The 24,360-nt window shown below is 58.3% G+C and carries 24 protein-coding genes and 1 pseudogene; 8 read left to right on the top strand and 17 right to left on the bottom strand.

Annotated elements, in window-relative coordinates; genetic code table 11:
• Nucleotides 1-10 precede the first annotated feature (10 nt).
• Entirely contained in the window at nt 11-907 is an 897-nt protein-coding gene (locus tag ACOYW1_RS17635; protein ID WP_482419085.1) for an ATP-binding protein, read from the top strand.
• 98 nt (nt 908-1,005) lie between these two features.
• On the opposite strand, the gene ACOYW1_RS17640 is transcribed toward ACOYW1_RS17635, so the two are convergent.
• From ACOYW1_RS17640 to ACOYW1_RS17680, 9 genes and pseudogenes are all read right to left on the bottom strand, one after another.
• On the bottom strand, nt 1,006-1,524 hold the full coding sequence (locus ACOYW1_RS17640) for a BCCT family transporter (RefSeq protein ID WP_482419086.1): 519 nt from the start codon (nt 1,522-1,524) through the stop codon (nt 1,006-1,008).
• Nucleotide 1,525: 1 nt separating this feature from the next.
• Nucleotides 1,526-1,831 (bottom strand): BCCT family transporter, encoded by a 306-nt coding sequence (locus ACOYW1_RS17645; protein WP_482419087.1) that lies wholly within the window; start codon nt 1,829-1,831, stop codon nt 1,526-1,528.
• Complete coding sequence (locus tag ACOYW1_RS17650) at nt 1,809-2,120, bottom strand: BCCT family transporter (RefSeq protein ID WP_482419088.1); 312 nt, start codon at nt 2,118-2,120, stop codon at nt 1,809-1,811. Before ACOYW1_RS17650 ends, ACOYW1_RS17645 begins: the two co-directional genes overlap by 23 nt.
• Nucleotides 2,104-2,499: a BCCT family transporter gene (locus ACOYW1_RS17655; protein WP_482419089.1), complete on the bottom strand. Its 396-nt coding sequence runs from the start codon at nt 2,497-2,499 to the stop codon at nt 2,104-2,106. Before ACOYW1_RS17655 ends, ACOYW1_RS17650 begins: the two co-directional genes overlap by 17 nt.
• A 306-nt stretch (nt 2,500-2,805) precedes the next feature.
• On the bottom strand, nt 2,806-2,970 hold the full coding sequence (locus ACOYW1_RS17660) for a hypothetical protein (protein ID WP_482419090.1): 165 nt from the start codon (nt 2,968-2,970) through the stop codon (nt 2,806-2,808).
• A gap of 216 nt (nt 2,971-3,186) precedes the next feature.
• Nucleotides 3,187-3,399 (bottom strand): hypothetical protein, encoded by a 213-nt coding sequence (locus tag ACOYW1_RS17665; protein ID WP_482419091.1) that lies wholly within the window; start codon nt 3,397-3,399, stop codon nt 3,187-3,189.
• Nucleotides 3,400-3,788: 389 nt separating this feature from the next.
• On the bottom strand, nt 3,789-4,175 hold the full coding sequence (locus ACOYW1_RS17670; protein WP_482419092.1) for an FAD-dependent oxidoreductase: 387 nt from the start codon (nt 4,173-4,175) through the stop codon (nt 3,789-3,791).
• A gap of 116 nt (nt 4,176-4,291) precedes the next feature.
• Nucleotides 4,292-4,585, bottom strand: a pseudogene (locus ACOYW1_RS17675) (FAD-dependent oxidoreductase); the annotation flags it as partial.
• Entirely contained in the window at nt 4,567-5,130 is a 564-nt protein-coding gene (locus ACOYW1_RS17680) for an FAD-dependent oxidoreductase (protein WP_482419093.1), read from the bottom strand. The pseudogene ACOYW1_RS17675 and the gene ACOYW1_RS17680, both read right to left, overlap by 19 nt.
• 654 nt (nt 5,131-5,784) lie before the next feature.
• Here ACOYW1_RS17680 and ACOYW1_RS17685 point away from each other — a divergent pair.
• The 4 genes from ACOYW1_RS17685 (at nt 5,785) to ACOYW1_RS17700 (ending at nt 8,212) form a co-directional block, all read left to right on the top strand.
• A complete protein-coding gene (locus ACOYW1_RS17685) occupies nt 5,785-6,291 on the top strand; it encodes a GntR family transcriptional regulator (RefSeq protein WP_482419094.1) in 507 nt (168 codons plus the stop codon).
• Nucleotides 6,288-6,416: a hypothetical protein gene (locus ACOYW1_RS17690; protein WP_482419095.1), complete on the top strand. Its 129-nt coding sequence runs from the start codon at nt 6,288-6,290 to the stop codon at nt 6,414-6,416. The genes ACOYW1_RS17685 and ACOYW1_RS17690 overlap by 4 nt, the downstream gene beginning before the upstream one ends.
• Nucleotides 6,417-6,493: 77 nt before the next feature.
• Entirely contained in the window at nt 6,494-7,000 is a 507-nt protein-coding gene (locus tag ACOYW1_RS17695; protein WP_482419096.1) for a MarR family winged helix-turn-helix transcriptional regulator, read from the top strand.
• Between the two features lie 216 nt (nt 7,001-7,216).
• Nucleotides 7,217-8,212: an aldo/keto reductase gene (locus ACOYW1_RS17700; RefSeq protein ID WP_482419097.1), complete on the top strand. Its 996-nt coding sequence runs from the start codon at nt 7,217-7,219 to the stop codon at nt 8,210-8,212.
• A 463-nt stretch (nt 8,213-8,675) separates the two neighbouring features.
• On the opposite strand, the gene pepN is transcribed toward ACOYW1_RS17700, so the two are convergent.
• The 5 genes from pepN to ACOYW1_RS17725 form a co-directional block, all read right to left on the bottom strand.
• The gene (gene pepN / locus ACOYW1_RS17705) at nt 8,676-11,303 is read right to left on the bottom strand and encodes an aminopeptidase N (RefSeq protein ID WP_482419098.1); all 2,628 of its coding nucleotides are present in this window, start codon (nt 11,301-11,303) and stop codon (nt 8,676-8,678) included.
• An 812-nt stretch (nt 11,304-12,115) separates the two neighbouring features.
• Nucleotides 12,116-13,753, bottom strand: a complete 1,638-nt coding sequence (locus tag ACOYW1_RS17710; RefSeq protein ID WP_482419099.1) for a CTP synthase — start codon at nt 13,751-13,753, stop codon at nt 12,116-12,118.
• A 350-nt stretch (nt 13,754-14,103) separates the two neighbouring features.
• Nucleotides 14,104-14,997 carry a hypothetical protein gene (locus ACOYW1_RS17715; protein ID WP_482419100.1) on the bottom strand — a complete coding sequence of 298 codons (894 nt, stop codon included), beginning with the start codon at nt 14,995-14,997 and terminating at the stop codon, nt 14,104-14,106.
• Between the two features lie 82 nt (nt 14,998-15,079).
• A complete protein-coding gene (eno, locus tag ACOYW1_RS17720) occupies nt 15,080-16,351 on the bottom strand; it encodes a phosphopyruvate hydratase (RefSeq protein WP_482415509.1) in 1,272 nt (423 codons plus the stop codon).
• 334 nt (nt 16,352-16,685) lie between these two features.
• A complete protein-coding gene (locus ACOYW1_RS17725) occupies nt 16,686-17,354 on the bottom strand; it encodes an NUDIX hydrolase (RefSeq protein WP_482419101.1) in 669 nt (222 codons plus the stop codon).
• Between the two features lie 361 nt (nt 17,355-17,715).
• Here ACOYW1_RS17725 and ACOYW1_RS17730 point away from each other — a divergent pair, with 361 nt between their 5' ends.
• Nucleotides 17,716-19,146, top strand: a complete 1,431-nt coding sequence (locus ACOYW1_RS17730) for a sigma-54-dependent transcriptional regulator (RefSeq protein WP_482419102.1) — start codon at nt 17,716-17,718, stop codon at nt 19,144-19,146.
• Nucleotides 19,147-19,220: 74 nt separating this feature from the next.
• Here the strand turns inward: ACOYW1_RS17730 and purB are convergent, their stop codons facing one another.
• Both purB and ACOYW1_RS17740 read right to left on the bottom strand, forming a co-directional pair.
• Nucleotides 19,221-20,582 carry an adenylosuccinate lyase gene (gene purB / locus ACOYW1_RS17735; protein WP_482419103.1) on the bottom strand — a complete coding sequence of 454 codons (1,362 nt, stop codon included), beginning with the start codon at nt 20,580-20,582 and terminating at the stop codon, nt 19,221-19,223.
• 213 nt (nt 20,583-20,795) lie between these two features.
• Nucleotides 20,796-21,113: a hypothetical protein gene (locus tag ACOYW1_RS17740; protein WP_482419104.1), complete on the bottom strand. Its 318-nt coding sequence runs from the start codon at nt 21,111-21,113 to the stop codon at nt 20,796-20,798.
• Between the two features lie 253 nt (nt 21,114-21,366).
• Between ACOYW1_RS17740 and ACOYW1_RS17745 the strand changes: the two genes are divergently transcribed.
• Together ACOYW1_RS17745 and ACOYW1_RS17750 are read left to right on the top strand one after the other, a co-directional pair.
• A complete protein-coding gene (locus tag ACOYW1_RS17745; RefSeq protein WP_482419105.1) occupies nt 21,367-22,140 on the top strand; it encodes a type 2 periplasmic-binding domain-containing protein in 774 nt (257 codons plus the stop codon).
• A 136-nt stretch (nt 22,141-22,276) separates the two neighbouring features.
• Complete coding sequence (locus ACOYW1_RS17750) at nt 22,277-23,665, top strand: ABC transporter substrate-binding protein (RefSeq protein WP_482419106.1); 1,389 nt, start codon at nt 22,277-22,279, stop codon at nt 23,663-23,665.
• Between the two features lie 199 nt (nt 23,666-23,864).
• Here ACOYW1_RS17750 and ACOYW1_RS17755 read toward each other — a convergent pair whose 3' ends face one another.
• Entirely contained in the window at nt 23,865-24,257 is a 393-nt protein-coding gene (locus ACOYW1_RS17755) for a response regulator (protein WP_482415502.1), read from the bottom strand.
• Nucleotides 24,258-24,360: the final 103 nt, after the last annotated feature.

The raw sequence follows: 24,360 nt of genomic DNA on the forward strand, positions 1-24,360 counted from the left end.
CAAGGAAACCGTGAAACTCCTGAGGCCGTCCCTGCCCTCCACCATAGGCATCGAGAGCATTATCCAGTCCAAAAGCCTCATTCACGCAGACCCCACCCAGATCCACCAGGTCATCATGAACCTGTGCACCAACGCCTACCATGCCATGGAAACCACCGGGGGCACCCTTCGCGTGTCCCTGACGGATGTCTGTATCGACGCCCCGATATCCGACGCGCCCTATGCCCCGGGGGAATACATCCTCCTTGAGGTCTCCGATACGGGCTGCGGCATCGACCAGGGACACCTTGCGCATATCTTTGACCCGTACTTCACCACCAAAGAAAAGGGAAAGGGAACGGGCCTTGGGCTCTCCGTGGTCCACGCCATCGTCAAAGAGCATCACGGTCACATCAGCGTGCTTAGCCAGCCTGGAGTCGGCACCACCTTTAAGATCCACCTCCCCCGCCTGCCCCAGAAAGGCGACCCGGCCCTCTCTTCCCCCGACCAGGGACTGCCAGGTGGCGCCAACGAGACCATCCTTGTGGTGGATGATGAAAAGAAAATCACGGACAGCCTCTCGGACCTTCTCTGCCTGCACGGCTACGCAACACGCACCTTCACCGACGGTGCCCGTGCCCTGGCCTGCTTCAGGGAGGCACCGGACACCTTCGACCTGGTCCTTACCGACGTCACCATGCCCGGGATGACCGGCATGGAACTGATCCGTGAAATAACCGCCATCCGCCCGGGACTCCCGGCCCTCCTATTCTCGGGGTACACCACCCCCCCGGACGACTTCCTGACGGATCTCGGCAACACCGATTACCTTCAGAAACCCATGGACACCGGCACGTTGCTTGAAAAAATCAGGGCGCAGCTGGCCCGTGATACAGCCGAACCCGATGCTGCGTCAGAAGCCCCCTGAGCAACACCAAGCCACCTGAAATAAAAAAGCCCCGCCGTCTTTCGACGGCGGGGCTTTTTTGCGACCTACCCCGGAAGGGGGAAAAGGGCTACAGATCGTCAGTGGTGGAGAGATAAATGGAATGCTTTTCGATCTCCTCGGCGTTCATACTGCCGAAGGTCTCTTTGATATACCCCAGGGTTTTGTAGGCCAGCACGGTGAAAATAGGCATCATGGGAACGATGATCAGCACCGGAAAGGACTTGAGGATATTCAGGTTGGCATGAATCAGGAGGAACACAATGGGAATAAGAAGCGGACGACCAGAAAAGGCGAAACATGGGAGAGACGTTGGCGTCGTTGTCCAGCCGCTTGGTGGCGATCCCTGCAAGGGAATAGGAGGTCCCGTCAAGGGTGGTGACGGTGAACAGAACCATGGTAACAAGGTAAATCAGGGTCATCAGGCCCGGAAACGGAGTCTGCCCGAAGGCTGCCTTCACAAGCTCTGTGGCCAGCCCGCTGTTGATCAGCCCCACGGCATCAACGGCGCCGGTGTTCTGAAGGTTCATGGTAAAGGTGCCGCACACCCCAAAGATCAGGCAGGTCCCCAGGGTCCCTGCCGCAAGGATGAGAATCACGTCACGGAGCCTGTGGCCCTTGGAGATCTTTGGTGATGAACACCCCGATACCCGGAGAGTAGGAGATCCAGTTTGCCAGGAAAAAGATGGTCCAGTACTGGGGAAACAAAGAGCTGCCGAAGGGGTCGGTGTTTGTGCTCATGCGGATGTACTTACTCAGCATCACACCGATACCGTTGGTGGTGTTGTTCAAAATAAGGGCCGTGGGGCCAACTATGAACACCAGGCACACAAGCCCTGCACAGATATAGATGGTGGCGTTGCTCAACCGGGCCATGCCCTTTTCAATACCAATGTAGGAGCTCAAGAGAGAAGACCACGGAAAGAGCCATCACGCCGATCCCCAAAAACAGGTTGTCGGGAATGCCGGTGAGCTGGCTTAAGTTGGCCGAGATCATGGGAATACCCAGACCCAGGGTCAGGGCCGTGGCCGCCAGGGTCGTAATGATGAACAAAAGGTCGATGAGCTTTTGGGCCCACGGGGCAAGGCGTCGTTGAACATGCTGTTCGCCAGACCGCTCAAGCTCATCTTGCGGCTGCGCTTGATATAGAAGACCACGCTGAAGGGAATGGCCACAATCAGGTAGGTAAACCACCGGCGGCGCCCCAGTGAAACATGTTGTAGGCGGCCGCGTACTCCATGGCCATGGCCTTGTCCACAATGCCGAACTGAGGATCCATGTAATAGTAGATACTCTCGATGAACGCCCAGTACATGGTACTGGCCCCCATGCCGGCAGAAAGGGCCATGGCAAAGAGCTGAAACTTATTGAAAGGCGGGCTTGTCGCCCCTAAGCGGATGTTGCCGTATTTGGACGGGCAAGGAACAGCAGACAACCATCGCGAACAGGTGTACCACAGAAATCCGGTACCCAGGTTCACCACGGTAAAGTTGAGCATGGGACCCGTGGTCCCCTGACGATCCGGGTAAAGGACGCCAGCACCCCCAGCAGCAGTACACAGGAGAAGCTTCAAGGGTAAGCTTCAGGTCGACTTCAAACTTACTGAATTTCATCTCCGCTCCTTATTCAAACACGTAGCTTGCGATGGACGCCTCTTTGACGGCATCCCAATCCATGTCGACCCCAGGCCGTTGCCTTCCGGGGCGTGAACATACCCTTCCTTGTCGGTTCGGATGGGGGTGTTGCTCCCCAGTTCAAAGCTTTCGTAAGGGTAGAACTGCAAGTAGTTGCAGTTGTGGTGGGCCAGGGCCACGTGCAGGTTGGCGGCCTGGGTGGTGGTTTACGTCCATGCTCTGGATCTCAAGGCGCTTCAGTGGCCTCAGGCAATGGCAAAACACCCCTTCCTTAAAGGCGTAATACGCCCACACACCGTGGCGTCCTGGCGCACATCGGACCAGAAACCGTTGCCGAGAGCGTAGGTCACCTCCTGGAGAGTGAGCAGGCAGTTTCCATGGCTGGAGATCTCAAGATCTGTCTTGTCCACAAGGCGCTGATAGGTCTTGTAATCGTAATCGGAGACCGGGGCCTCGAGCCACTCCCAGTCGTAACCGTTCCATCGAGCCGGGCCATCTTCATGGCCTCTTCCGGAGAATAGAAGGTGGCCGTATCCAGCATAAAGCGGATCCCGGTGTATTTGTAGCGTTCCTGCACGGCGTTGACCAGGGCCAGGTCTTTCTTGAAAACACAGTAGCAGTCAAGCTCATGGCGGTAAAACCGTGCGCGATGCACTCGTCGATGTAGGGCATGCTTCAACGGTGTCGAACATGGGGGTGGAGGCGTAGGAGAGCATCTTGGTCCGCGCCCCACCCAGGAGCATGTAGAGCGGCATACCGGCTTTTTTGCCCTTAATGTCCCAGGCCGCGATGCGATCGGGGGACTTGGCGGGCAGGCCGCCCCAGGTACAACGGGACATAAGCCAGGAGTAAAGCTCCTGGGTCGTCGAGGATCTTGCCGATAAGCCCGGGGACGACGCGTCCGCATAGCCTCGATGATGCACCGGTCAAAATCGTTTTCAGTGTAACTGATGGTGGCCCCAACGCCCTCGATACCGTCTTCAGTGACAAGGCGCACAATGTTATTGGTGTAAAGCAGGGGCTCCTGATGGGTTGCCCGTCGGATAAGGGAGATATTCACGGTCTGCGACGGCATATAACTCCACTCGATTGATTCTGCAATTGTTCATCATCCACTCCTTTTCGCGTTATATGACAGCAAGGTGTCAGCGTCTGAATGGGCCCGTTCGAATAAAACGCCGTTGTCTGTTCCGGGCCCGTGATATTTAAAGAGCGCTGCCGTTTTCGATCATGCGGCGGCGCAACTCGTCGGTATCCACGTCCTTGTATCCGGTACCGGCCTCAAGGCGAAGCGCTGTGAACCTGCTGCGTGGCCGTATTCAAAGCACTGGGCGGTCACCCGGGCAGAGGCCAGGGCTTCATGCTCCGCGCTCAAACTGCGTCCGGCAACAATGACGTTGTCCAGCTCCGGGTGCACCAGGGTCCCATAGGGCACCTCGTAATAATCATCGATAAGCCAGTGCAGCTTGGAGACCTCCCCGGCATGAAGCTCAATGGGCCAGGAGGAACGGACAATGCCGTCGGCGGCTTTGGTGCACTGTGCCACATGAGCATTGGTCAGGGTCACCGCGCCCTTGATGCTGCGGGTCTGGCGCACCCCCACCTCCGGGCACATCCATGAGCTCCGAATCTTCAAACCCGCTGACATTGTCCTTGAAAAACCGATGGTATTCGCGGATAGCCCCACGGCTGGAAATCTCCGCATGGGTTCGGTCTCCGGGGTTGATAACATTAAGCATCCCCCCCCTGACCGGCGAGCTGGGTGCAGTTCATCAAAAACACGGACCGCGTGGGGGTGGGAAAGACCCAGATGTGATTTCGCGGGGTATCGTAGGTTCCCTTTTCAAAAGCCTCGGTGAGCTTGCGGGTCAGGCCCTCGGGGCAAATGGTGTTCCTGCCGAAGCAGTCGTAATACCCCGCCTCCTCCACATGGGAGAGACGAAACATCATGGTGGGGTTCTGGATGGCACCGTTGTCCCCGAAGGGATAGGCGCAACCGGCCTTGGTCATGACGGCCGCATCGCCCGTGCAATCGAGAGGCCCCGGCCTTGACGTGGGTTCTCCCTGCGCTGGATTCCAGCTGCACGGAGGTCAGCCGGTCCCCCTTTCGGGTCACCGGAATGCACCAGGGTATGAGAACACCGGACCCCGGCCTCCTCCAAGAGGTCATCGGCCACTTCGCGCCAGACAAAGGGATCGAAGGTCACCACATGGGTGCTCCCGTAGATCTGGGGTTCGGTAACCCCTCGCCCCGGCAAGGCGGGTTTTGAATTCACCGGCAAACCCGAAGACAAGCTGCTTTGGCTCCTTGGCCTCGATCTCCCCCTGGGCCTGGTACAGGCCACAGATGGTTCCGGAAAGCCCTGCCACCGCAGCGCCCCCGCAAAATCCATTCTTCTCACCAGCACAGTGGAAAGCCCCTGCCGCGCACAAACCGTTGCTGCAGCGACACCGGCAGGGCCGCCGCCGCACACAACGACATCCGCCTCCAGAAGAAGGGGCGCCTCCTCATCGGTTAACGCCGTCTCTTTCCAGAAATCCATAAATGATGTATCAGTGGTATATTTCATAACCTTCTTATTTTATATTTCTTCATCATTAATTTAAAATTAATCACCGACCGACACACCATCTTGTATATCAATTATGAAACTCTGGCAATACCCACCGCGAAATTTAATCCAAAAGCCCTCTGATCAAACACTTTAAAATAGCATTTTCCCCACAAGATATATTACCGCCAAACTATAACAACTATCTGAAATAAAAGAGTACAGATAAGAATACCCCCGAGATATTCCCAAATAGCGCCACAGAGGACCCATCTAAGACACAACCATCGTGAAAAGCCCCTCAGGCGCCCTATCATAGCCATCACAAAGAACTGATGTGTCAGTAGGTACGTTTCCTCCAGAGAGATTTAAAGTGCATTGATTATTTCATGACAGAGATCCCCGGCAGCTGGTATAAACAAAGAAATGCTTTCTGATATATTAATAATAAGACAGACCGAAGTGCAGGACAGAACCAGACAGAAGAGATAAAAATAAAGATAATAGATCTGTATATATACCCGTAAGCATCGCCCAAGCAAAGAAACAGAATTTACCTATCAGACCTGTGATATACCAGTTAAATTTCACTCTTGCATACCAGCTACCCAACAACCCCGCGACCGCCAAATCGGTTAAACCCATTTGTCACCGCTGAAATACGAGGTCACCATGACAAAAACCCTTTCAGAAACAGCCCGCCTTGAAATCGAACGGATGCTTGTGTTCGGTGAAATCAACGTCTCCACCCTCTATTCGGAAAACAAGCTGGCCACCCTTTTGAACCTGGGGCGCACCCCGGTACGGGAAGCCCTGCAAAAGCTTGAGCATGAAAACATGCTGCGAATCCACCCACGAAAAGGGATCGAGTTCCTAAGCATCACCCCAGAACAGCAAGTGCAACTCCTGGAGGTTCGCAAACAGATCGAACCCATCTGCCTGCGATACGCCATCTTGCGTGGCACGGCCGCCCAGAAAAAAGAGATGCTTCACCTTGGGGAGCAGATGGTGGCCTGCGCCGAACAACATGATGAAGAGGGCATGCTCAAATGCCTCCAGGACATCCACACCATCATCACAGACGCCACCGGGAACCCCTACTTCCACAACACCATCGAGCAGGTTCAGAGCCTTTGTGCCGGTTCTGGTTTGCCAACAAAATTGAAACAGACAACATGAAGGGCAGCCTGATCCACCGGGACATCATGAAAGCCATTGCCTTTGGGAACGAAAAGGAAGCCTTGAAAAACTCCGAACTCCTCATGGAACACCTGACAGAGTCCGCCTACCGAAAGATTCAATAAGGCCTCGCCCCCTTGCGTGCCGATGGCAAAGCACAAAACCATTGGCATATAATTAGCGACCTAACTATAGTCACCTCATGTTCAACCTACGCGACTTCCCAAACGACCATATCTTTTCCCGCATGGAGCGGGACTACCCCCAACTGGCCCCGGACGCTGTCTCAGCGTTTCTGCGCCTCCTCGTTGCGGGCAGCGACTTTCTCGGGCGCCTGGACGCGCTCCTTTCCGGTCATGGCATCATGCACGGCAGATGGCTTGTCCTGATCCAGCTGCGACGCCGGAAAATCCCCCGGGCATTGCCTTCTGAGCTGGCCCAGGAGCAAGGCGTAACCCGCGCCACCATGTCCGGCCTCCTCCGACAGCTTGAACGTGACGGTCTCATCCGCCGACAGGAAGACCCCGCCGACGGACGCAAAGCCGCCGTGATCCTCACGGACAAGGGAGGGGCCCTCCTGGACCGCATCATGCCCCAGTACTACACCCTGGTAAATGAGCTCATGGCACCGCTGACGAACCCCGAGCAAAAAGCCCTTGCAGGCATGCTGGACAAGCTGCTGATGCGACCGGCAGCCCCGGTCACCTGAAGCACGCCGCGAGCGGTATAGCGCTACGCAAACCATTGCATCAGAAGCCCATGCGTTCAGGGCAGCATGGTCAGCCGGTATTTTTTTGCCTCAATGGTTAGGACACTAACCATATTATTGTACATAACACGCACAGAATCGCCGCAGGTGTTTCTGAATACCCCAACCGATGTGGGGACGTTTTCGTCTCCACACCCGAACCACAGGAGACCCACCATGATAAAACAGGTTCCCTTAGGCAAGACATCCATCCGCGTATCCCGCATGGGACTCGGCTGCATGGGCATGTCCGAGTTCTACGGACCATCCGATGACACCAACTCCCTCACCGTGCTGGAACGCGCCCTTGAACTCGGCGTTACTTTTTACGACACAGCCGACATGTACGGCCACGGCCATAACGAAAAACTCATCGGTCGGTTTATCAAGGGCAAACGGGATCGCATTGTCCTTGCCACCAAATTCGGCATCGTCCGCAAGGAAAAAGGCGCCTATGAACGAACCATCGACAACAGCCCCGCGTACCTGAGAAAGGCCTGCGAGGCATCCCTTAAGCGCCTGGAGGTCGACCACATCGACCTGTATTACGCCCACAGGCTCAACCCGGAGCAGGACTTGGATGCCATGATGGGGGAACTCTCCCGACTGGTGGAGGAAGGAAAAATACGTGCCGTGGGCTTAAGCGAGGTCTCGGCCGAACAGTTGCAACGGGCCCACGCCATCCACCCGGTGGCGGCGGTGCAGAGCGAGTACTCCCTGTGGACACGGGACATCGAAGCAAACGGCCTCCTTGCCGCCTGCCGGGAACTCGGGGTGGGTTTTGTGCCGTACAGCCCTCTGGGACGCGGGTTCCTCACCGGGACCATCACAGACACCAAAGAAATGGACAGCGCCGATTTCCGTCGCATGTCCCCGCGCTTTGAAGGCAAAAACCTGGACCGCAACCTTGCCCTGGTGGCCTCAGTACAGGAGCTTGCCCAAAAGAAACAGTGCACCCCGGCCCAAATCGCACTGGCCTGGGTCATGGCCCAGGGCGAGGACATTGTCCCCATCCCCGGCACCCGCAGGACCCGCTACCTGGAGGACAATGCGGGCGCCCTTCAGGTCACCCTGGAAGCCTCGGACCTCACCTTTCTCGACAACGTTTTCACATCAGATGCCGTTGCCGGAGAGCGATACCCTCAGGAAGGAATGAAGGGCCTCTCCTCCTGAGTTCTTTCCTTTTCAACGAAACGCACACTCTCCATACACGAAAGGCCGCTGCAAACCGCAACGGCCTTTCGTGCATAAATCGAATCCGGAACCTTTTAAAGCGTATGGAGAATGTCGAAGAGCTCCCAACATGGGAGGCGCCCCAAAAAAAAGCCTCGCATCAAACGTTTGGGAACAATGAAACGAGCATCTCCTGCAGAAACGGTTGGCGGGTTTCAAGGTGCCCCCACCTTGCCGCCGGAGGCTGCCAGGTTAAGACGCCTCCGGCGGCCCTGCCGGGGACCAAACTTTTGCCTTCTCTATAAAAACGGGTTTGACAAACAGGTTTTGCTCAATTTTCCAGAAACCTTCGCGAATGTCCTCACCCTGAGGAACGAAGGGAGAGGGCATTCGCAACCTGGGGTCCAGGGGATCATCCCCTGGCCGCCGGAGGCAGGCTTTTCGATGGTTTCTTTGGTAGCCCCTAAGCCAGAGCCTTGGAGACAATCTCAAAGACACCGTTGGCAAGGTTTTCGGTGCCCTTGATGCGCTCCAGCCTTGCCTTCATAAGCCCCTGGCGTTTTTCATCGTAGCGTTTCCAGCGGTTGAAGCCGGAGGCCATGCGGGCGGCGATGCTGGGGTTGATGGTATTGAGGGCAATGACCGCATCGGTCAGCAGGTCGTATCCCTTGCCGTCCAGTCTGTGGAAATGCCAGGGGTTGGCCTGGCAGAAAGCGCCGATGAGGGCCCGCACCTTGTTGGGATTTTTGATGTCGAAGTCGGGATGCTCCATGAGGGAGGCCACCCGTTCCAAGGTCCCGGGGCGGTTGGAGAGGGACTGGGCGGTGAACCACTTGTCCAGGACCAGGGTATCCCCTTTCCACGCCCCGTAGAACCGGTCCATGGCCTCATCGCTCTCCGGGGCATCCATGCCTGCCAGAACCGTAAGGGCTGCCAGCTCGTCGGTCATGTTGGCAGCCGAAGCAAAGGCGTCCATGACAAAGGCCGGGGCCTCCACCCGGGAGAGATAAGAGAGGCAAAGACCCTTGAGGCGGCGCTTGGCCATGGACTGGGTGTCCGGGCGATAGGGGCCGTCCTCTTTGCACGCCTCGTACACGGACCGCCAGCTCTCCTTGAGGGCCACGGCCAGGGTGTCTGCCACGAACTCACGGGCTGCGTGGATCCCGTCCACATCGATCTCGGCCATGCGGTCCCCCAGCTCGGTTTCCGACGGCAGGGTCAGGGCCTGGGCGATGAGGGCCTTGTCCAGAGTTGGATGGGTGAGGGTCTTTTGCACCGCTGCCACCAGGTCGGTGCTCAGGGCCAGGGGCTCTCCTTTTTTGAGTTCTTCCACCATGCCCAGGATGGTGTTGGCATAGAGCTGCTGGGCAGCGTCCCACCTGTTGAAGGAGTCCTGATCGTGGGCCATGAGAAAGATCAACTCGGTCTCGGTTAAGTCCGTCACCTGATTGACGGGGGCGGAAAAACCCCTGAACAGGGAGGGTACCGGTTCTTTCTCCACCCCGGTAAAGGTGAAGGATTCCAACTCCGAGGAGAGGCTCAGAACGCGCTCCAGGGGACCGGGAGAGGCCTCCCCTTCAAGGGTGAGGGGTATGGGTGCCCCGTCACTCCCCAGAAGCCCCATCCTCACAGGGATCTGCATGGCCTTCTTGTTGGCCTGCCCCGGGGTATCGGGCACCTTCTGGGAGAAGGTGAGGGTGTAACGGGAGGTCTCCGCGTCAAAGGCGCGAGTAACGGTCACGGTTGGTGTGCCTGCCTGGCTGTACCAGAGACGGAACCGGGTAAGGTCAACCCCGGAGGCGTCCTCCATGGCCGCGATGAAATCCTCGCAGGCCACGGCGCTTCCGTCGTGGCGGGCCACGTAAAGGTCCATGCCCTTGCGAAAGCCCTCGGGCCCGAGAAAGGTATGGATCATGCGGATTACCTCGGCCCCTTTGTTGTAGACCGTGGCCGTGTAGAAGTTGTTCATCTCGATGTAAGACTCGGGCCGGATGGGGTGGGCCATGGGCCCTGCGTCTTCAGGGAACTGGGAGGCCCTTAAGCCCCGGACGTCTGCGATGCGCTTCACCGCCCGGGAGCCCATGTCCGAGGAGAACTCCTGGTCCCGAAAGACAGTGAGCCCCTCTTTGAGGGAGAGCTGGAACCAGTTGCAGAGGGTCACCCGGTTGCCCGTCCAGTTGTGGAAGTATTCGTGGCCGATGACCCCTTCGATGCCCTGGAAATCCGTGTCCGTTGCCGTCTCGGGCTTTGCCAGCACGTACTTGGAGTTGAAGACGTTGAGCCCCTTGTTCTCCATGGCCCCGGCGTTGAAGCTGTGGGTGGCCACCACCATATAAATATCCAGGTCGTACTCCAGGCCAAAGGTCTGTTCGTCCCAGGCCATGGACTTTTTCAGGGACTCTATGGCGTGCCCGCACTTGTCGGCGTCCTGGTGATCCACATAGAACTTCAGGGCCACCTCGCGCCCGGAGGCGGTGGTAAAGGTATCTTCCCGACACGCCAGATCCCCGGCCACCATGGCGAACAGGTAGCTCGGCTTTTTGTGGGGATCCTCCCAGGTGGCAAAATGACGGCCGCCGGTAAGCTCACCTTCGTCCACCAGATTCCCGTTGGCCAGGAGCACCGGATATTTCCCCTTATCGGCAGACACCGTGCAGCGGTAGCTGCTCATCACATCCGGTCGGTCCGGGAAAAAGGTGATGCGGCGAAAACCCTCGGCCTCGCACTGGGTCAGGAAGGTGCCGTCAGCAAGGTAAAGCCCCTCAAGGGAGGTGTTGGTCTCAGGGTGAATCTTCACCTTTGTTGTAAGGCAAAAAACATCGGGGGGCGCCTGCAGGGTGAGGACCTCCCCTTCAAGGGTGTACTCGCCGTCGGTCAGAGTACGGCCATCCAGCTCGATGGAGAGCAACTCAAGCTCCCTGCCGTCCAGGAGAAAAGAGGCGCCGTCGGCTGCCTCGGGGCTTTTCTTGACACCCAGGCTGGCGGTCACAAAGGTTTCGGTCTCGAATATATCTGCATGGAGCTCAACGGTCTCCACATTAAAATCAGGGCGCTTGTAGTCCTTGAGATGGGTTTCGACAGGTTCGGTCATGGGGGTTCCCTTTCGATGGGCAATGAATCATCAACAGATGGGCCTTTCAGCCTTCAATGATCCAAAGATAAGGAGAGTCGGTTAAAAATTCAAGGTTCAGAGAAAAAAACCAACGCATGCCTCCGGTGGCCAGGTGGGGGCACCTGGGAACCCTATCCCGGATATTTCATGAGAAAACAACCAGTCAAAAAGAAAACATCATTTCGTGAAATATCCGGGCTATGGCGAATGCATGACGGCAGACATTATGCACACGTTTTCGGGGCATTCGCGCGGGGTGTGATATGCGGCAACCGTTTTTTCAGGAGAGGCCCATTTCATTTTTCTGGAAGCACGTCCTGTATCAACGCTGGGGTTGGCGCGTATCGACAGGTCGCAGGGGGTCGACAAGCACGGTGCGCAAGTGCACCCTGCTCTATTTGAACAAACTCCTTGCTTGAGAGTCCGGTTTCACGCCAAAGCACCCTTGCCATCCATTTTCGAGAAGATTGCTGCCATCAAGGGCTCAGCTTTGCCTGCATAGAACGATATGTCGTGGGGTGATTTTCTCAGGTAGGGGGAGGGTCAGGAGTGGAGGAAAATTTCCTCAAAACGTCCCCAGGCAGAGCCTGGGGACGAGAGCATATCCGGATCAGGGCTAAACGACATCGCAAAAAGACCTCATCGGGCCTTCCACGGGCGCAGCCCGTCAGCGAATGCGATCGGCCTGAGGAACGAAGGCCGGGAGCATTCGCAATCCTGGGGTCCAGGGGTGGCGAAGCCACTTAGGCTAAAAATCCCCTGGCCGCCGGAGGCTGGATTTCCCAGCCCTTCTACTTTTTGGCGTTCTTCAGAGACGCCCGGATGAACTCCACGAAGAGAGGGTGGGGTTCCATGGGGCGGGACTTGAACTCGGGGTGGAACTGGCAGCCCACAAACCAGGGGTGGTCGGGGACTTCCACAATCTCCACAAGCTCGCCGTTGGGTGAGGTCCCGGAGAGGATGAGTCCCTTGTCGGTGAGGGCCTTTTTGAATTCGTTGTTGAACTCGTAGCGGTGGCGATGGCGCTCGGAGATGGCCTCGGTGCCGTAGGCGTCCCGGGCGTGGGTGCCTTCCGCAAGGGTGCAGGGGTAGGCGCCCAGGCGCAGGGTACCGCCCTTTTCGGAGTTCACGTCCCTTTTCTCCATCTCGCCGGTGCGCTCGTTGATCCACTCGGTCATCAGATAGATGACGGGATGGCCGGTCTTGGCGTCGAACTCGGCGCTGTTGGCATCATCCATACCGGCCACGTGACGGGCGTATTCAATGACGGCGATCTGCATGCCGAGGCAGATACCGAAGTACGGCACCTTGTTCTCTCGGGCGTAGCGCGCGGCCGCCACCTTGCCCTCGGTGCCCCGGGACCCGAAGCCGCCGGGAATCAGGATGCCGTCGGCATGGGCGAGGAGGCTTGCAGCGTTGGCGTCATCCACGGTCTCGGAGTCGACGAAATCGAGATCCACGCCGCAGTTGTTGGGAACCCCGGCATGGTAGAGGGCCTCGTTGAGGCTCTTATACGACTCGGTGAGGTCCACGTACTTGCCCACGATGGCGATGGTGACGCGTTTTTTGGGGTTCTTGAAGCGGTGGGCGAACTCCTCCCAGTTCTCCAGGCGGGGGGCCCGGGTCCAAATCTGGAGGTATTTGATGATCTTCTCGTCCAGCCCCTCTTCGTGGTAGACCTGGGGCAGCTCGTAGATGCAGTCCACGTCCCGGGCAGTGATGACCGCGTCGTCGTCCACGTTGCAGAACAGGGAGATCTTCTTCTTGAGCTCTTTGGGAATCTCGCGGTCGGAGCGGCAGATGAGGATGTTGGGCTGGATGCCGATGCTCCGGAGCTCCTTGACGTTCTGCTGGGTGGGCTTGGTCTTGAGCTCGCCTGCGGCGGCGATGTAGGGCACCAGGGTAAGGTGAACGTACAGGACGTTCTCCTTGCCGAGGTCGGCCCGCAACTGGCGAATTGCCTCCAGGAAGGGAAGGCTCTCGATATCCCCGATGGTACCGCCGATCTCAATGAGGGCCACGTCCACGTCGTCCCCCACCATAAGGATGCTGCGCTTGATCTCATCGGTAATGTGGGGGATCACCTGCACGGTGCCGCCCAGGTATTCCCCGCGGATGTTGGTGATGACGGAGTTGTAGATCTTACCGGTGGTGAAGTTGTTGTTCCGGCCCATGCGGGCCGTGGTGAAGCGCTCGTAGTGGCCGAGGTCGAGGTCGGTCTCGGCGCCGTCGTCGGTGACGAACACTTCACCGTGCTGAAAGGGGCTCATGGTACCCGGGTCGACGTTGATGTACGGGTCCAGTTTCTGGATCGTGACCTTCAGGCCACGTGCTTCGAGAAGTGCTCCGATCACTGCGGAGGCGAGCCCCTTGCCCAGTGATGAAACAACCCCGCCGGTCACAAAAATATACTTGGTGTTATGCCCCATGAAGTTACCTCTAAAAATCGCACGAGATGCGTTGGATATGGATTATACGAACAGAAACCCGGCCTGCCTGACCGACAGGCCCGGAACATCGTGTGTACCGCATGACCGGATGCATCAAAAAAAAAGATAAGCCACCGGCGGATCACCATCACCTGCTTATCTTTTATCACAACGGAAAAAGGGTCCGCCATGGATACCACCCGGTTTGTTTTGTTGCACCGGATAGTATCCAATCACCTGTCGGAACGCAAGGTTTGAAAGCCCAAGCCCGTGATTTCCCGTATGATTTTCAGGGTAACTCCAAAAACTGCACCAAACTTCAGTTTAAACCAACCCCCCTGCCCTTTCTGTCACCTCGCTGACGCATCACGTCCCCTAAAATGCCAGGGGATCGTTGGAGAGGATCCGATCCAGTCCTCGATCGTATGCTGTTTCTCCGAGGCCTCCGGGGCGGCGGGCGCCTCCTGGGACGGAGCGTCTTTTTTCTCTGCGTAGCGTGCCGGATCAAAGAGCTTGGCGTCCAGGGGTTTTGCCGCCGTCACCTTTTCGATGTGAATCTCCCGAAACAACCTGCCGTCGGCATAGAACTCAATACGCGCAGGGTACATGGATTTTCCCTGCTTGAACCATCCGTGGTACCAGATCTCCACCTGCTGGGCGCTCTTTTTGTCAAAAAGGATCCAGCGCATGGGCAGAAAACTCTCCTTGTCCACCCAGAACTGGGGCCGGACAGAGGTGTCTGTGGACTTGGCCCCCATCACCCAGGCAATGCGCCCGGCGTGGCGGTTCAGGGAGGTGACGGAAAGGTCCACACCGGCCGCGGTGAGGCGCGCTGCCATGAGGGAATCACGGCGAAACTGCAAGGGGTCCCGGTAGCGATCCGCGGCCCGCTCCACCCCTTTGGGATCCAGCCCGCCGTCCACCACGCGGAACCAGGTGTCAAAGGTGGAGTACTGCTCCACCCTCTTCTCCCCTGCGGTCACCACGGAGTGAAAACGGTCGGGCTTGGAGAGGGTCACCACCTCATTAAAGACCAGGTTTTCCTCATCGGGGGTTTCGCTCTGGGCTCGCCTGAAAAAGAGCTCTTTCTGCTGCAGGGTCGCCGTCACCGGCCTGCCCAGCTTTTTCACCATCTGGCGGGTGATCTGTGAAGAAGAGAGAAGGTAGGCCTCGGCCGAACCGGCAAAGGCCAGGAAAAGAAGAAGGAAGAGAGAGAGGACTCGCCTGCGTGTTACTTGGGTCATCACGGCACCTTTGTAAAAAAAGCCCTGCGCCCTTGTCACAGGTCCGCAGGGCTCGGTATGTCGCTTAAGATCAGGCGGTTTCCTACCCGAAGATACGTCCGTTGTAGCGGGCTGCGGCCCCCAGCTCTTCCTCGATGCGGATCAGCTGGTTGTACTTGGCGACGCGGTCGCTTCGGGAGATGGAGCCGGTCTTGATCTGCCCGGCGTTGACGGCCACGGCAAGGTCGGCGATGAAGGTATCGGCGGTCTCACCGGAACGGTGGGAGATCACCGTGGTGAACCCGGCCTGGGCAGCCATTTCAATGGCGTCCAGGGTCTCGGAGACGGTACCGATCTGGTTCAGCTTAATGAGGATGGAGTTGGCGGCGGAATCGATGATGCCCTTCTCCAGGATGGCGGGGTTGGTGACGAAGACGTCGTCGCCCACAAGCTGAACGCGGTCTCCAAGGAGCTCGGTCATGCGGATCCAGCCTTCCCAGTCGCCCTCGGCCAGGCCGTCCTCGATGGAGACCACGGGGTAGTTCTCGATGAGGGAGGCGTAGTAATCGATCATCTCATCGGCGGTGAGGCTGCGGCCTTCGCTCTGGAGCTGGTACTTGCCGTCTTCGAAGAACTCGCTGGCGGCGGCGTCCAGGGCCAGGGCGATATCGTCACCGGGCACGTAGCCTGCCATCTCAATGGCCTTCATGATGAGCTGAATGGCCTCTTCGTTGGAACCAAGGTCCGGGGCAAAGCCCCCTTCGTCGCCCACACCGGTGGTGAGGCCCTTGTCCTTGAGGAGTTTTTTCAGGTTGTGGAAGGTCTCGGCGCCCATGCGAACGGCCTCGGCAACGGTGGGGGCGCTCACGGGGATGATCATGAACTCCTGGATGTCGAGGTTGTTGGTGGCGTGGGAGCCGCCGTTGATGATGTTCATCATGGGAACGGGCATGTTGCGGGCATTGACCCCACCCAGGTACTTGTACAGGGGCAGGCTAAAGGCGTTGGCCGCAGCGCGGGCTGCAGCCATGGAAACGCCGAGCATGGCGTTGGCGCCCAGGGCCGACTTGTTATCGGTGCCGTCGATCTCGATCATGTGGTGGTCAAGGCCAGCCTGGTCGGCGGCGTCCATGCCCATCACCTCGGGGGCGATCTTCTCCATGATGTTGGCAACGGCCTGGGTAACCCCTTTGCCGAGGTACCGGCCCTTGTCCCCGTCCCTCAGTTCCAGGGCTTCACGGGTGCCGGTGGACGCACCGGACGGAACGGCCGCACGCCCCGTGGCGCCGCAAGCCAGGGTTACATCCACTTCAACGGTGGGGTTGCCACGTGAATCCAGAATCTCTCGTGCCTTCACATCAACTATAGCGGTCATCTTCTCCTCCAGAAATGGCCCCATCCTTCGCCTGGAAGGGGCTGAGAAACCTCGGGCACACCCGGTGACGGGCCGGCCGATGTATTAAAATAAATCCAACGTTTGCACGAGCCTCAGGAACATCTACAGCAAGGCAAGTCCATGGTCCCCAACGCAGCAAACCGGGCAGGATCGCACCCCACCCGTACCGGCGTACAAGGAACCGACGTTGTTACAAGTGCATCTTTGCGTGCGGGTAATAATCTCCCGGCGGGACGTATTCATGATGGCTCCGCGTGGGCTCAAAAGAGGCCTTATGGGACCAAAAGTAACCTACAACTCCCCTTACGCTCTGTCAAGTCGCCGCGTCCTGTGCCATGGCACGGAGAAGCTCAAGGACCAGCTCCGCGGTGATCCCCCACAGGGTCCCGTGGGGGGTATCCCAGAGGTAGACCTCCCGGGTCAGGCCGCCCCAGGGTTTATGGTAGCGCTTGGGCAGGCCCAGGGCCTCGGAGGGAAGCAGGGTCACCCGCCCTTTTTTGGGGTGGTCGTAGTGGGGTTCCACCATGAGGCGAACGTGGTGAACCAGGGGCTCTGTCCCCCTGAAAAAAGAGAGAGGCAGGGTAAACCAGTCCGCCACCTCGTCTTCATTGACGGTCATGGCCTCAAGGACCCCGTCCTCCAGCACCCCCACGAAGCAGGAGACCGTCACCCCCACCGAGGTGATCAGGGTGTCCAGCTCTCCGATGACCGTCACCTTTTCCGGGGGAATGCCCATCTCCTCCGCACACTCCCGAAGGGCCGTGGCCTTGAGGTCCGCGTCCTTGCCCGGATCGAATCCCCCCCCGGGAAAAGAGATCTCTCCGCCCTGGCGGATTCCCTTGGTGCGCGTCTGGAAGAGAAGGTGAAGTTCCCCGTCCACCTTCACCACCGGGGCCAGAACCGACGAATGAATGAACCGGTCCCACCCCAACACCCCGGGGCGACCGGAAAAGGCCTGTTTCAATTGCTCGACGTCATCCATACTCTTTTTCATCTCCATGCCTCGCAAGATATCATAAAAGCATTGTATCATGTCTCATTTACCTTTTGTTGCCTACGTCCTCGGCCTTTGGTCTGTCAACACAAAACCCTCGGGCCACATGGCGGCAAATGCTTCCCCGTTCCTCATCCCCTCCCTTTTTTCCCATTGCCATCTGAGGCAACACTGTGTATTTTTTATCAGACCAATCCAGTAAAAAAGACCGCCCACTCCTTGACTGCCAAGGCTTTCCGGTGTCATGCACGGCCGTTTTGCGCCCTCAGCGCAAAGGGCCCCCTCACGCGCCGTCACCGTCGGCAACTTTTTTACGGATTTACGGGACATGACCGCCGGCAGGAGACATATGGACGTTCAAGAGCAAGCCCTGATTCTCGTGGTGGACGACGACCACCTCTTTTTCGAAAGCATGCAAAGCCTCATCACCCGCATGGGGCACCGAGCCATTGAGGCGGGGAGTCTGGCCGACGCCCATGCCTGCCTGGAGACAGAGTCCGTGGACATCGTTCTTCTGGACCTGTTTCTTCCCGACGGCCTGGGCATCGACCACATCGAAGGATTCCGACAGAGCGCATCACGCCCCGAGCTTATCATGGTCACCGGCAAAGGGGACCCGGACTCCGCCGGGCAGGCCATTAAAAAAGGGGCCCTGGACTACCTGGTAAAACCCTCGTCCGTGAAGGCCACCCGCCTGGCCATCACCCGGGCCCTGACCCACCGCAAGACCATCCGCGACTATCAAAGACCCCAGCTCAGCCTGGACGCCGTCATCGGACAGAGCGCTCCCATCCGCCGATGTTTCGACATGGTGGCCCGTGCCGCCGGATGCCACTCCGGGGTACTCATCACCGGGGAGACCGGTACGGGCAAGGAACTCTTTGCCCGCACCATCCACGACAACAGCCCGAGAAAAGGCAACCGGTTTGTCACCGTGGACTGCGCGGCCCTTACCGAGACCCTGGTGGAGAGCACCCTCTTCGGCCACAGCAAGGGCGCCTTTACCAGCGCGGACCAGGACCGCACCGGCCTGGTCAAGGCCGCCCACAAAGGCACCCTCTTCCTTGATGAGATCGGGGAGATGCCCCTGGCCCTGCAAAAGAGCTTTCTTCGGGTGCTCCAGGAGAAACGGTTCCGCCCCGTGGGCAGCGCAACGGAGGAAGAGAGCGATTTCCGCCTGATCGCCGCCACCAACCGGGACCTTGGCCGCATGGTGGAGGAGGGACGCTTCCGGCGGGACCTTCTCTTTCGCCTGCGTGCCTTTACCCTGGACCTGCCCCCTTTGCGCAGGCGCAAAGAGGACCTCATGCCCCTGGCGGCTCACCACGCGGCCGGCCTCGCCGCGCGCTACGCTGTCGGAGAAAAACAGTTCGAGCCCGGTTTCTTTGACCCGCTCATGCGCTGCCCGTGGCCGGGCAACATCCGGGAGCTCTTCAACGTCATCGAACACGCCTTTTTTGCCGCCGGCGAGTGCCCCACCATCCGCATCATGGATCTGCCCCAGGAGATCCGCATCGAGTTGGCCCGACTTGCCGTGGCCAGGGAATCCAATGCCCCGGACGAAAAAGCTCCCGACGCCGGGCTCAGCCACTTCTTCGCCGAAGACGAACCCTCCATGAAAGAAGCCAAAACACGCCTGGAGCAACGCTACCTCAACGAGCTGGTCCGCTACGCCGAAGGAGATGTTCGCCGCATGCTCGACATCTCGGGCCTGTCGCGTTCCCACCTCTACGCCCTGCTCAAACGCTTTGACCTGACACCTCACCTGAAAAAACAATAAAAAAACCCCCGCATCCAAAGGGATACGGGGGTTTTCATGTTTTACAAAATCATCTGTGCACCGAAGGCGTCGGCCTATCCGGCAAAGTAGTGGTCCACCTGCTCGGCGGCCAGCCCCACGTAACGGGCGGGGGTCAGGGCCTTCAGGCGGTCCTTGGCCTCTGCCGGGACCTTTTCCAGGGAATCAATGAAGGCTGCCAGCTCGGCCTCGGTGATGCGCACGCCCCGGGTGAGGGCCTTGAGTTTTTCGTAAGGGTTCTCTTCGCCGTAGACCCGCATGACGGTCTGGATGGGCTCGGCCAGAAGCTCCTGGTTGGCGTCGAGATCGGCCAGAAGGGCTGCTTCGTTAAGCTCCATCTTGCCCAGGCCCTTGATGGTGTTCTTCATGCCGATGATCACGTACCCGAAAAGGGCCCCCATGTTGCGGAGAACCGTGCTGTCGGTGAGATCCCTCTGGAATCTGGAATTGAGGAGCTTGACCGCCAGGTGGTCCATCATGGAGATAGCGACCCCCAGGTTGCCTTCGCTGTTCTCAAAGTCGATGGGGTTGACCTTGTGGGGCATGGTGGAGGAGCCCACTTCACCAGCCACGGTCTTCTGCTTGAAGTAGCCCAAAGAGACGTAACCCCACATGTCGCGGTCCAGATCGATGATGATGGAGGCGGCCCGCACCATGGAGTGAAGGGCCTCTGCGATGTAGCTGTTGGGGTTGATCTGGGTGGTGTAGTACAAGGGACTGATGTGGAGGTAATCCCTGACGAAGCGCTCCCCTGCCGCGATCCAGTCCACCTCGGGGAAGGCTGCGGTGTGGGCGTTGTAACCGCCCGTGGCGCCGTTCATCTTGGCTCCGATGTCCACGGAGGCGAGGTTGTCCATCTCCCTGCGGATGCGCCAGGCAAAGTTCACCAGCTCCTTGCCCACGGTGGTGGGGGTGGCGGGCTGTCCGTGGGTGCGGGACATCATGGGCTTGTCGCGCCATGTTTTGGCCATGGTCTCCACATCGGAAAGGAGGTCTTTCATCACGGAAAGAACCTCTTCGCGCCCCTTTTCGATCATCAGGGCGTAGGCGGTGTTGTTGATGTCGTCGGAGGTGCAGGCAAAATGGGTCCACTCACGGATATCGGCCAGGCCCTTTTCGTCGAGCTTCTCTTTGATGTAATACTCAACGGCCTTCACGTCATGGTTGGTGGTGCGCTCGATCTCCTTGACGCGCAGGGCCCCCTCCTCATTAAAGGAGTCGGTGATCTCGCGAACCGCTGTCTTCCACTCCCCATCGGGGGAAGCGAATTTCAGGTCATTGATGATAAATTCGAGCCACCTGGCCTCCACCAGCACGCGATGACGAATCAGTCCGTACTCCGAGAAGATGTCCCGGAGCGATTCGGTGAGTCTTTTGTACCTGCCGTCAAGAACGGTCAATGCCTTCACTTGATCCATGGTGCGTTGTCCTGTTGTGGTGTTGTTGTTTGGGAATACTCGATCCGTTCATGGCAACCATGGGTCGGGCCATGGAACCTCTTTGCGATGACAGGGTGATCGTTTTCAAGCCTGCTGCCGGGGCTGATGTTTTACGCCTGAAGCTTTAAGGATTACGCGGGATGTCCTATCACAGGATGCAGGGAGGAGACAACCGGTTTCGGCCCGGAGAGGTCAGTCGTCAAGGCAGCTCTCCTTGAGTTCCCGCCAGAAACGGCGGCTTCGAAGGGCAAGCTCCTCTTTGTCCTGGCAGAGATGTGGCAGGCCCAGTTCCACGGTGACGGAGCTTTCCACCCAGACAGAAAGGTCCACCTGGAACACAAGCTGCCCGTTATGGGCGGCAAGGGCCACATCCTCCACGTCAAAGGACCGAAGGGACAGGCCATGGGCCAGGAGCCCCTTGAGGGCATCTCCGTCCAGCCCTTCCCGGACCCTTTCAATCATGGCCTCTTCGCCTATTTTTATTTCAGCAGGATCTGCTGCCGCGCCCATCTTCCCTCCTTGGCTCATCGACCTCCCCCATGGAAGCCGTTTTCTTACCCGTGGCGACTGCACCACAGCCCGAGCGACCGGCCCCTCACACCTGAGGAGTTCTCCTTCCATGTATCGGAGCCCGGCCATCTTCCTTGAGGGCTCCACCAGAAAACCACACTTGAAAAATGAGGTCAACTCTGTTAACCCCTTTCCAGTGAAAGGCCCGTCACACAACGCAATTGCAATTTTCAGGCAACCGGGAGAAAGAGCAGTGCTTCACATTGGATACCTCAACCTCTCCTCCCATGGGACCCTGCATCAGATGATCCTCTCGGATCCCTTTCTCTCCAAGCATCTTCGCCCCATCAAATCCGGCAGTACCCGGCGCATCGCCAGGGGGATCCTCAAAGGATGGCTCGACGGCGGCCTGCTTCCCCTCCCCTTTGCCCATGTACTGGCACGCTGGCAGGAGGGAATCTGCGTCCTGGCTGCGGTTCAGAACACGGGAAGCGCCCTTGTGACGCCCGGCGCAACGCCCCTTCAGGACATCCGGGACCTTGCCGGTACCCGCATGCTCTTCTCCTGCATCGGCTCCATGGAGTACCTCCTGGCCCATCGGCTCTTTCGGGAGTGCGGCCTTACCCTGGGCCCCGATGCCGGGCCCGATGGGATCCAGGCGGAACAGATGGCCCCGGAGATGATCCCGGACGCCCTGCGCATCAACCCCAGCGGCGCCATCGGTGCCGCCGTCCTGGAGGAGCCCTCCCTGTCGGCCATGCTTGAGGAAGGCAGCACCAGCGAGCTCATGCAGTGCCGGGACCTCTGGCCTGAATACACCGGCGCGGTCCTTGTGGTAAGAAACACCGAAGGCGCCTCCAGGGCTCAGCTTCTGGAACGGCTGGCAGGGGCCCTTATCAACACCCGGCCCCACCCGGATACCCCGGATGCCCCGAGGCTCATCCCCCCCTGCCGGGCGGACTTCCTGACCACAGGACGTTACCTGGACAGTGAACAACTCTCTCCCATGATCGCCTCCCTTCTTTGAGAGAAATTTTCCCCGGGGCTTTTTTTGGGCTGCCGCCCCAAAAAAGGCTTAAATATTCCATAAAAAGTGACGATGGTATAGAAAAGTTGACCTGGTTTGGTTGGAAAAGGAGACATAAATGTCTATCGATATGGATATGAACATATTGGCAGTGGATGACTCCGGAACCATGCGTGTGATGTTCCGGCAGTATCTCGAAAAAGCGGGTTTCACCAAAATCTCTCTGGCTGTAAACGGAGTGGATGCCCTGGAAAAACTCGAAAACGAAGGGCCCTTTGATCTCATCATCAGCGACTGGAACATGCCCACCATGGACGGGCTTGAGTTGCTCACAGAGGTCCGCAAGCGTGAGGCGCTGAAAGCGATTCCCTTTATCATGGCAACGGCCCAGGGTGACAAGACCCAGCAGGAGGTCGCCCGCGAGGCCGGGAGCAACGGCCACGTGCCCAAGCCCTTTGATGAAGTGGAACTCAAAAACGCCATTGAAAAGGCCTTTGCCCCCGCAGAAGAAGCCTCATCCGCAGAAAAGCACACCCCCGAGATCCGAGACGGGAAGGTGGTGATCCGCCTGGGCCACATCCAGATCACCGACCACCTGGCCTTAGGTATCCTCAAGCACTGGATCGACACGGGCGAGGTCAACCCCGAGCGATTCATCCTTGAGACCGACCGCCTCCCCGGATGGAACCCCGTTCAGGAAAAGCTCGAAACCGGCGAAGTCTCCGGCGCCATGGTACTGGCCCCCATCGCCATGGACCTGTATGCCTACAACGTGCCCATCAAGCTGGTGCTCTTTGCCCACAAAAACGGCAGCGGGTTTGTCCGAAGCTCACGATACGAAGAGGGCCCCTACAGCGACAAGGCGGACTTCTATAAATACAAGGTGGTGAACATCCCCCACAAGATGTCCATTCACAACATGCTGGCCCACAAGTACCTCACCGGCCTGGGCCTGAAGCCCGGAGTTCCCGGCCAGAAAGCCATCAACGTTCGTTTTGAGGTGGTTCCGCCGGTAAAAATGCCCCCCATCATGAAAGAGGACGAGTCTGTCGGGGGCTTCATCGTGGCCGAACCCATCTGTACCCGGGCCGCCTCCTCCGGCTTAGGTTCCATGGAGTTTGTCTCCGGCGGCATGTGGCCCGACCACCCCTGCTGCGTGGTGGCCCTCAGACAGGAACTCATCGACACGGCCCCCGATGCGGTCCAGGAACTCACAGACCTTCTGGTCAAAGCCGGACGCTACGTCTCGGAAAACAAAAAAGGCGCCGCAGAGATCGCCCTCGCCTTTCTGGACCCCGAAGGCAAACTGGGCCTCTCCCTGCCCGTCCTCCTTCAGGTCCTCGGCCAGAAAAACGGCATTACCATGGACGACCTCTACCCCTCCATCGAAGACCTCGATAAAATCCAGAACTACATGTACCACGACATGGGGATCGGCAAGCTCATCGACCTCAACAAGTTCGTGGACCTGCGTTTTGCCGACAAGGCAACGGGCCGGGGAGACGCCGCCTCCGGCGCCGCCTGATCCCGAACATAAAAAAAGCCCCGCACCGTTAAGGTTGCGGGGCCGAACCATTGATCCACCCTCAAGGAACGGGGCTTGCCCCGCGGATGCACACCGCGGATCAGGCCCCGTTCTTTTTTTGCCATCCAGACACACAGCAAGGCTCTGCCCCCCATCAAACAGCCCGGAGAACAAAACCCGTCAGGTGCAAATGAAATCGTCACCCCCGGAGGGCGCGACCGGGGCTTGCCCCTCCCTCTTCAAAGGCGGGCCCCACCAGGAGCCGGACACTTGTGACCAGATCCTTCATGGAGACGGGCTTCTCCATCACGGCGTCAAAATGCCGGGCATCGACCTGCCAGGGAGTCCCAGACACACCGATGATGGGGATCACCCCCTTGTCCGACCGGCGGATGTACTCGGCCACCCCGTTTCCGCTCATCCCCCCCATGATCAGGTCTGTGATCACCAGGGCGTAGTCGCCGTTTTCAAACATGCGGATGCCGGTCTCTCCGCTGGCCGCCGTGTGGACCCGGTACCCTTGACGCTTGAGCATCAACCGATACAGGTTCAGGAGGGCCTCATCATCATCAATCACGAGAAGTGATACCATGCTCACCCCGTTGCTAGTAACAACGTAGAACAACCGTTTATGTTATAAACTGAATACCACTTAAAAAATCAATGTTTTCGACATGTTTACAAGTATCACACAA

Source organism: Desulfoluna sp. CYM3A (assembly GCF_056829965.1).

What these genes read in the sequence shown, in the direction of transcription:
- ACOYW1_RS17665 (WP_482419091.1), bottom strand. Translation starts at nt 3,399, where the DNA reads ATGTCCCGTTGTACCTGGGGCGGCCTGCCCGCCAAGTCCCCCGATCGC.
- ACOYW1_RS17670 (WP_482419092.1), bottom strand. Translation starts at nt 4,175, where the DNA reads ATGTGCCCGGAGGTGGGGGTGCGCCAGACCCGCAGCATCAAGGGCGCG.
- ACOYW1_RS17680 (WP_482419093.1), bottom strand. Translation starts at nt 5,130, where the DNA reads ATGAAATATACCACTGATACATCATTTATGGATTTCTGGAAAGAGACG.
- ACOYW1_RS17685 (WP_482419094.1), top strand. Translation starts at nt 5,785, where the DNA reads ATGACAAAAACCCTTTCAGAAACAGCCCGCCTTGAAATCGAACGGATG.
- ACOYW1_RS17690 (WP_482419095.1), top strand. Translation starts at nt 6,288, where the DNA reads ATGAAGGGCAGCCTGATCCACCGGGACATCATGAAAGCCATTGCCTTT.
- ACOYW1_RS17695 (WP_482419096.1), top strand. Translation starts at nt 6,494, where the DNA reads ATGTTCAACCTACGCGACTTCCCAAACGACCATATCTTTTCCCGCATG.
- ACOYW1_RS17700 (WP_482419097.1), top strand. Translation starts at nt 7,217, where the DNA reads ATGATAAAACAGGTTCCCTTAGGCAAGACATCCATCCGCGTATCCCGC.
- pepN (WP_482419098.1), bottom strand. Translation starts at nt 11,303, where the DNA reads ATGACCGAACCTGTCGAAACCCATCTCAAGGACTACAAGCGCCCTGAT.
- ACOYW1_RS17710 (WP_482419099.1), bottom strand. Translation starts at nt 13,753, where the DNA reads ATGGGGCATAACACCAAGTATATTTTTGTGACCGGCGGGGTTGTTTCA.
- ACOYW1_RS17715 (WP_482419100.1), bottom strand. Translation starts at nt 14,997, where the DNA reads ATGACCCAAGTAACACGCAGGCGAGTCCTCTCTCTCTTCCTTCTTCTT.
- eno (WP_482415509.1), bottom strand. Translation starts at nt 16,351, where the DNA reads ATGACCGCTATAGTTGATGTGAAGGCACGAGAGATTCTGGATTCACGT.
- ACOYW1_RS17725 (WP_482419101.1), bottom strand. Translation starts at nt 17,354, where the DNA reads ATGGATGACGTCGAGCAATTGAAACAGGCCTTTTCCGGTCGCCCCGGG.
- ACOYW1_RS17730 (WP_482419102.1), top strand. Translation starts at nt 17,716, where the DNA reads ATGGACGTTCAAGAGCAAGCCCTGATTCTCGTGGTGGACGACGACCAC.
- purB (WP_482419103.1), bottom strand. Translation starts at nt 20,582, where the DNA reads ATGGATCAAGTGAAGGCATTGACCGTTCTTGACGGCAGGTACAAAAGA.
- ACOYW1_RS17740 (WP_482419104.1), bottom strand. Translation starts at nt 21,113, where the DNA reads ATGGGCGCGGCAGCAGATCCTGCTGAAATAAAAATAGGCGAAGAGGCC.
- ACOYW1_RS17750 (WP_482419106.1), top strand. Translation starts at nt 22,277, where the DNA reads ATGAACATATTGGCAGTGGATGACTCCGGAACCATGCGTGTGATGTTC.
- ACOYW1_RS17755 (WP_482415502.1), bottom strand. Translation starts at nt 24,257, where the DNA reads ATGGTATCACTTCTCGTGATTGATGATGATGAGGCCCTCCTGAACCTG.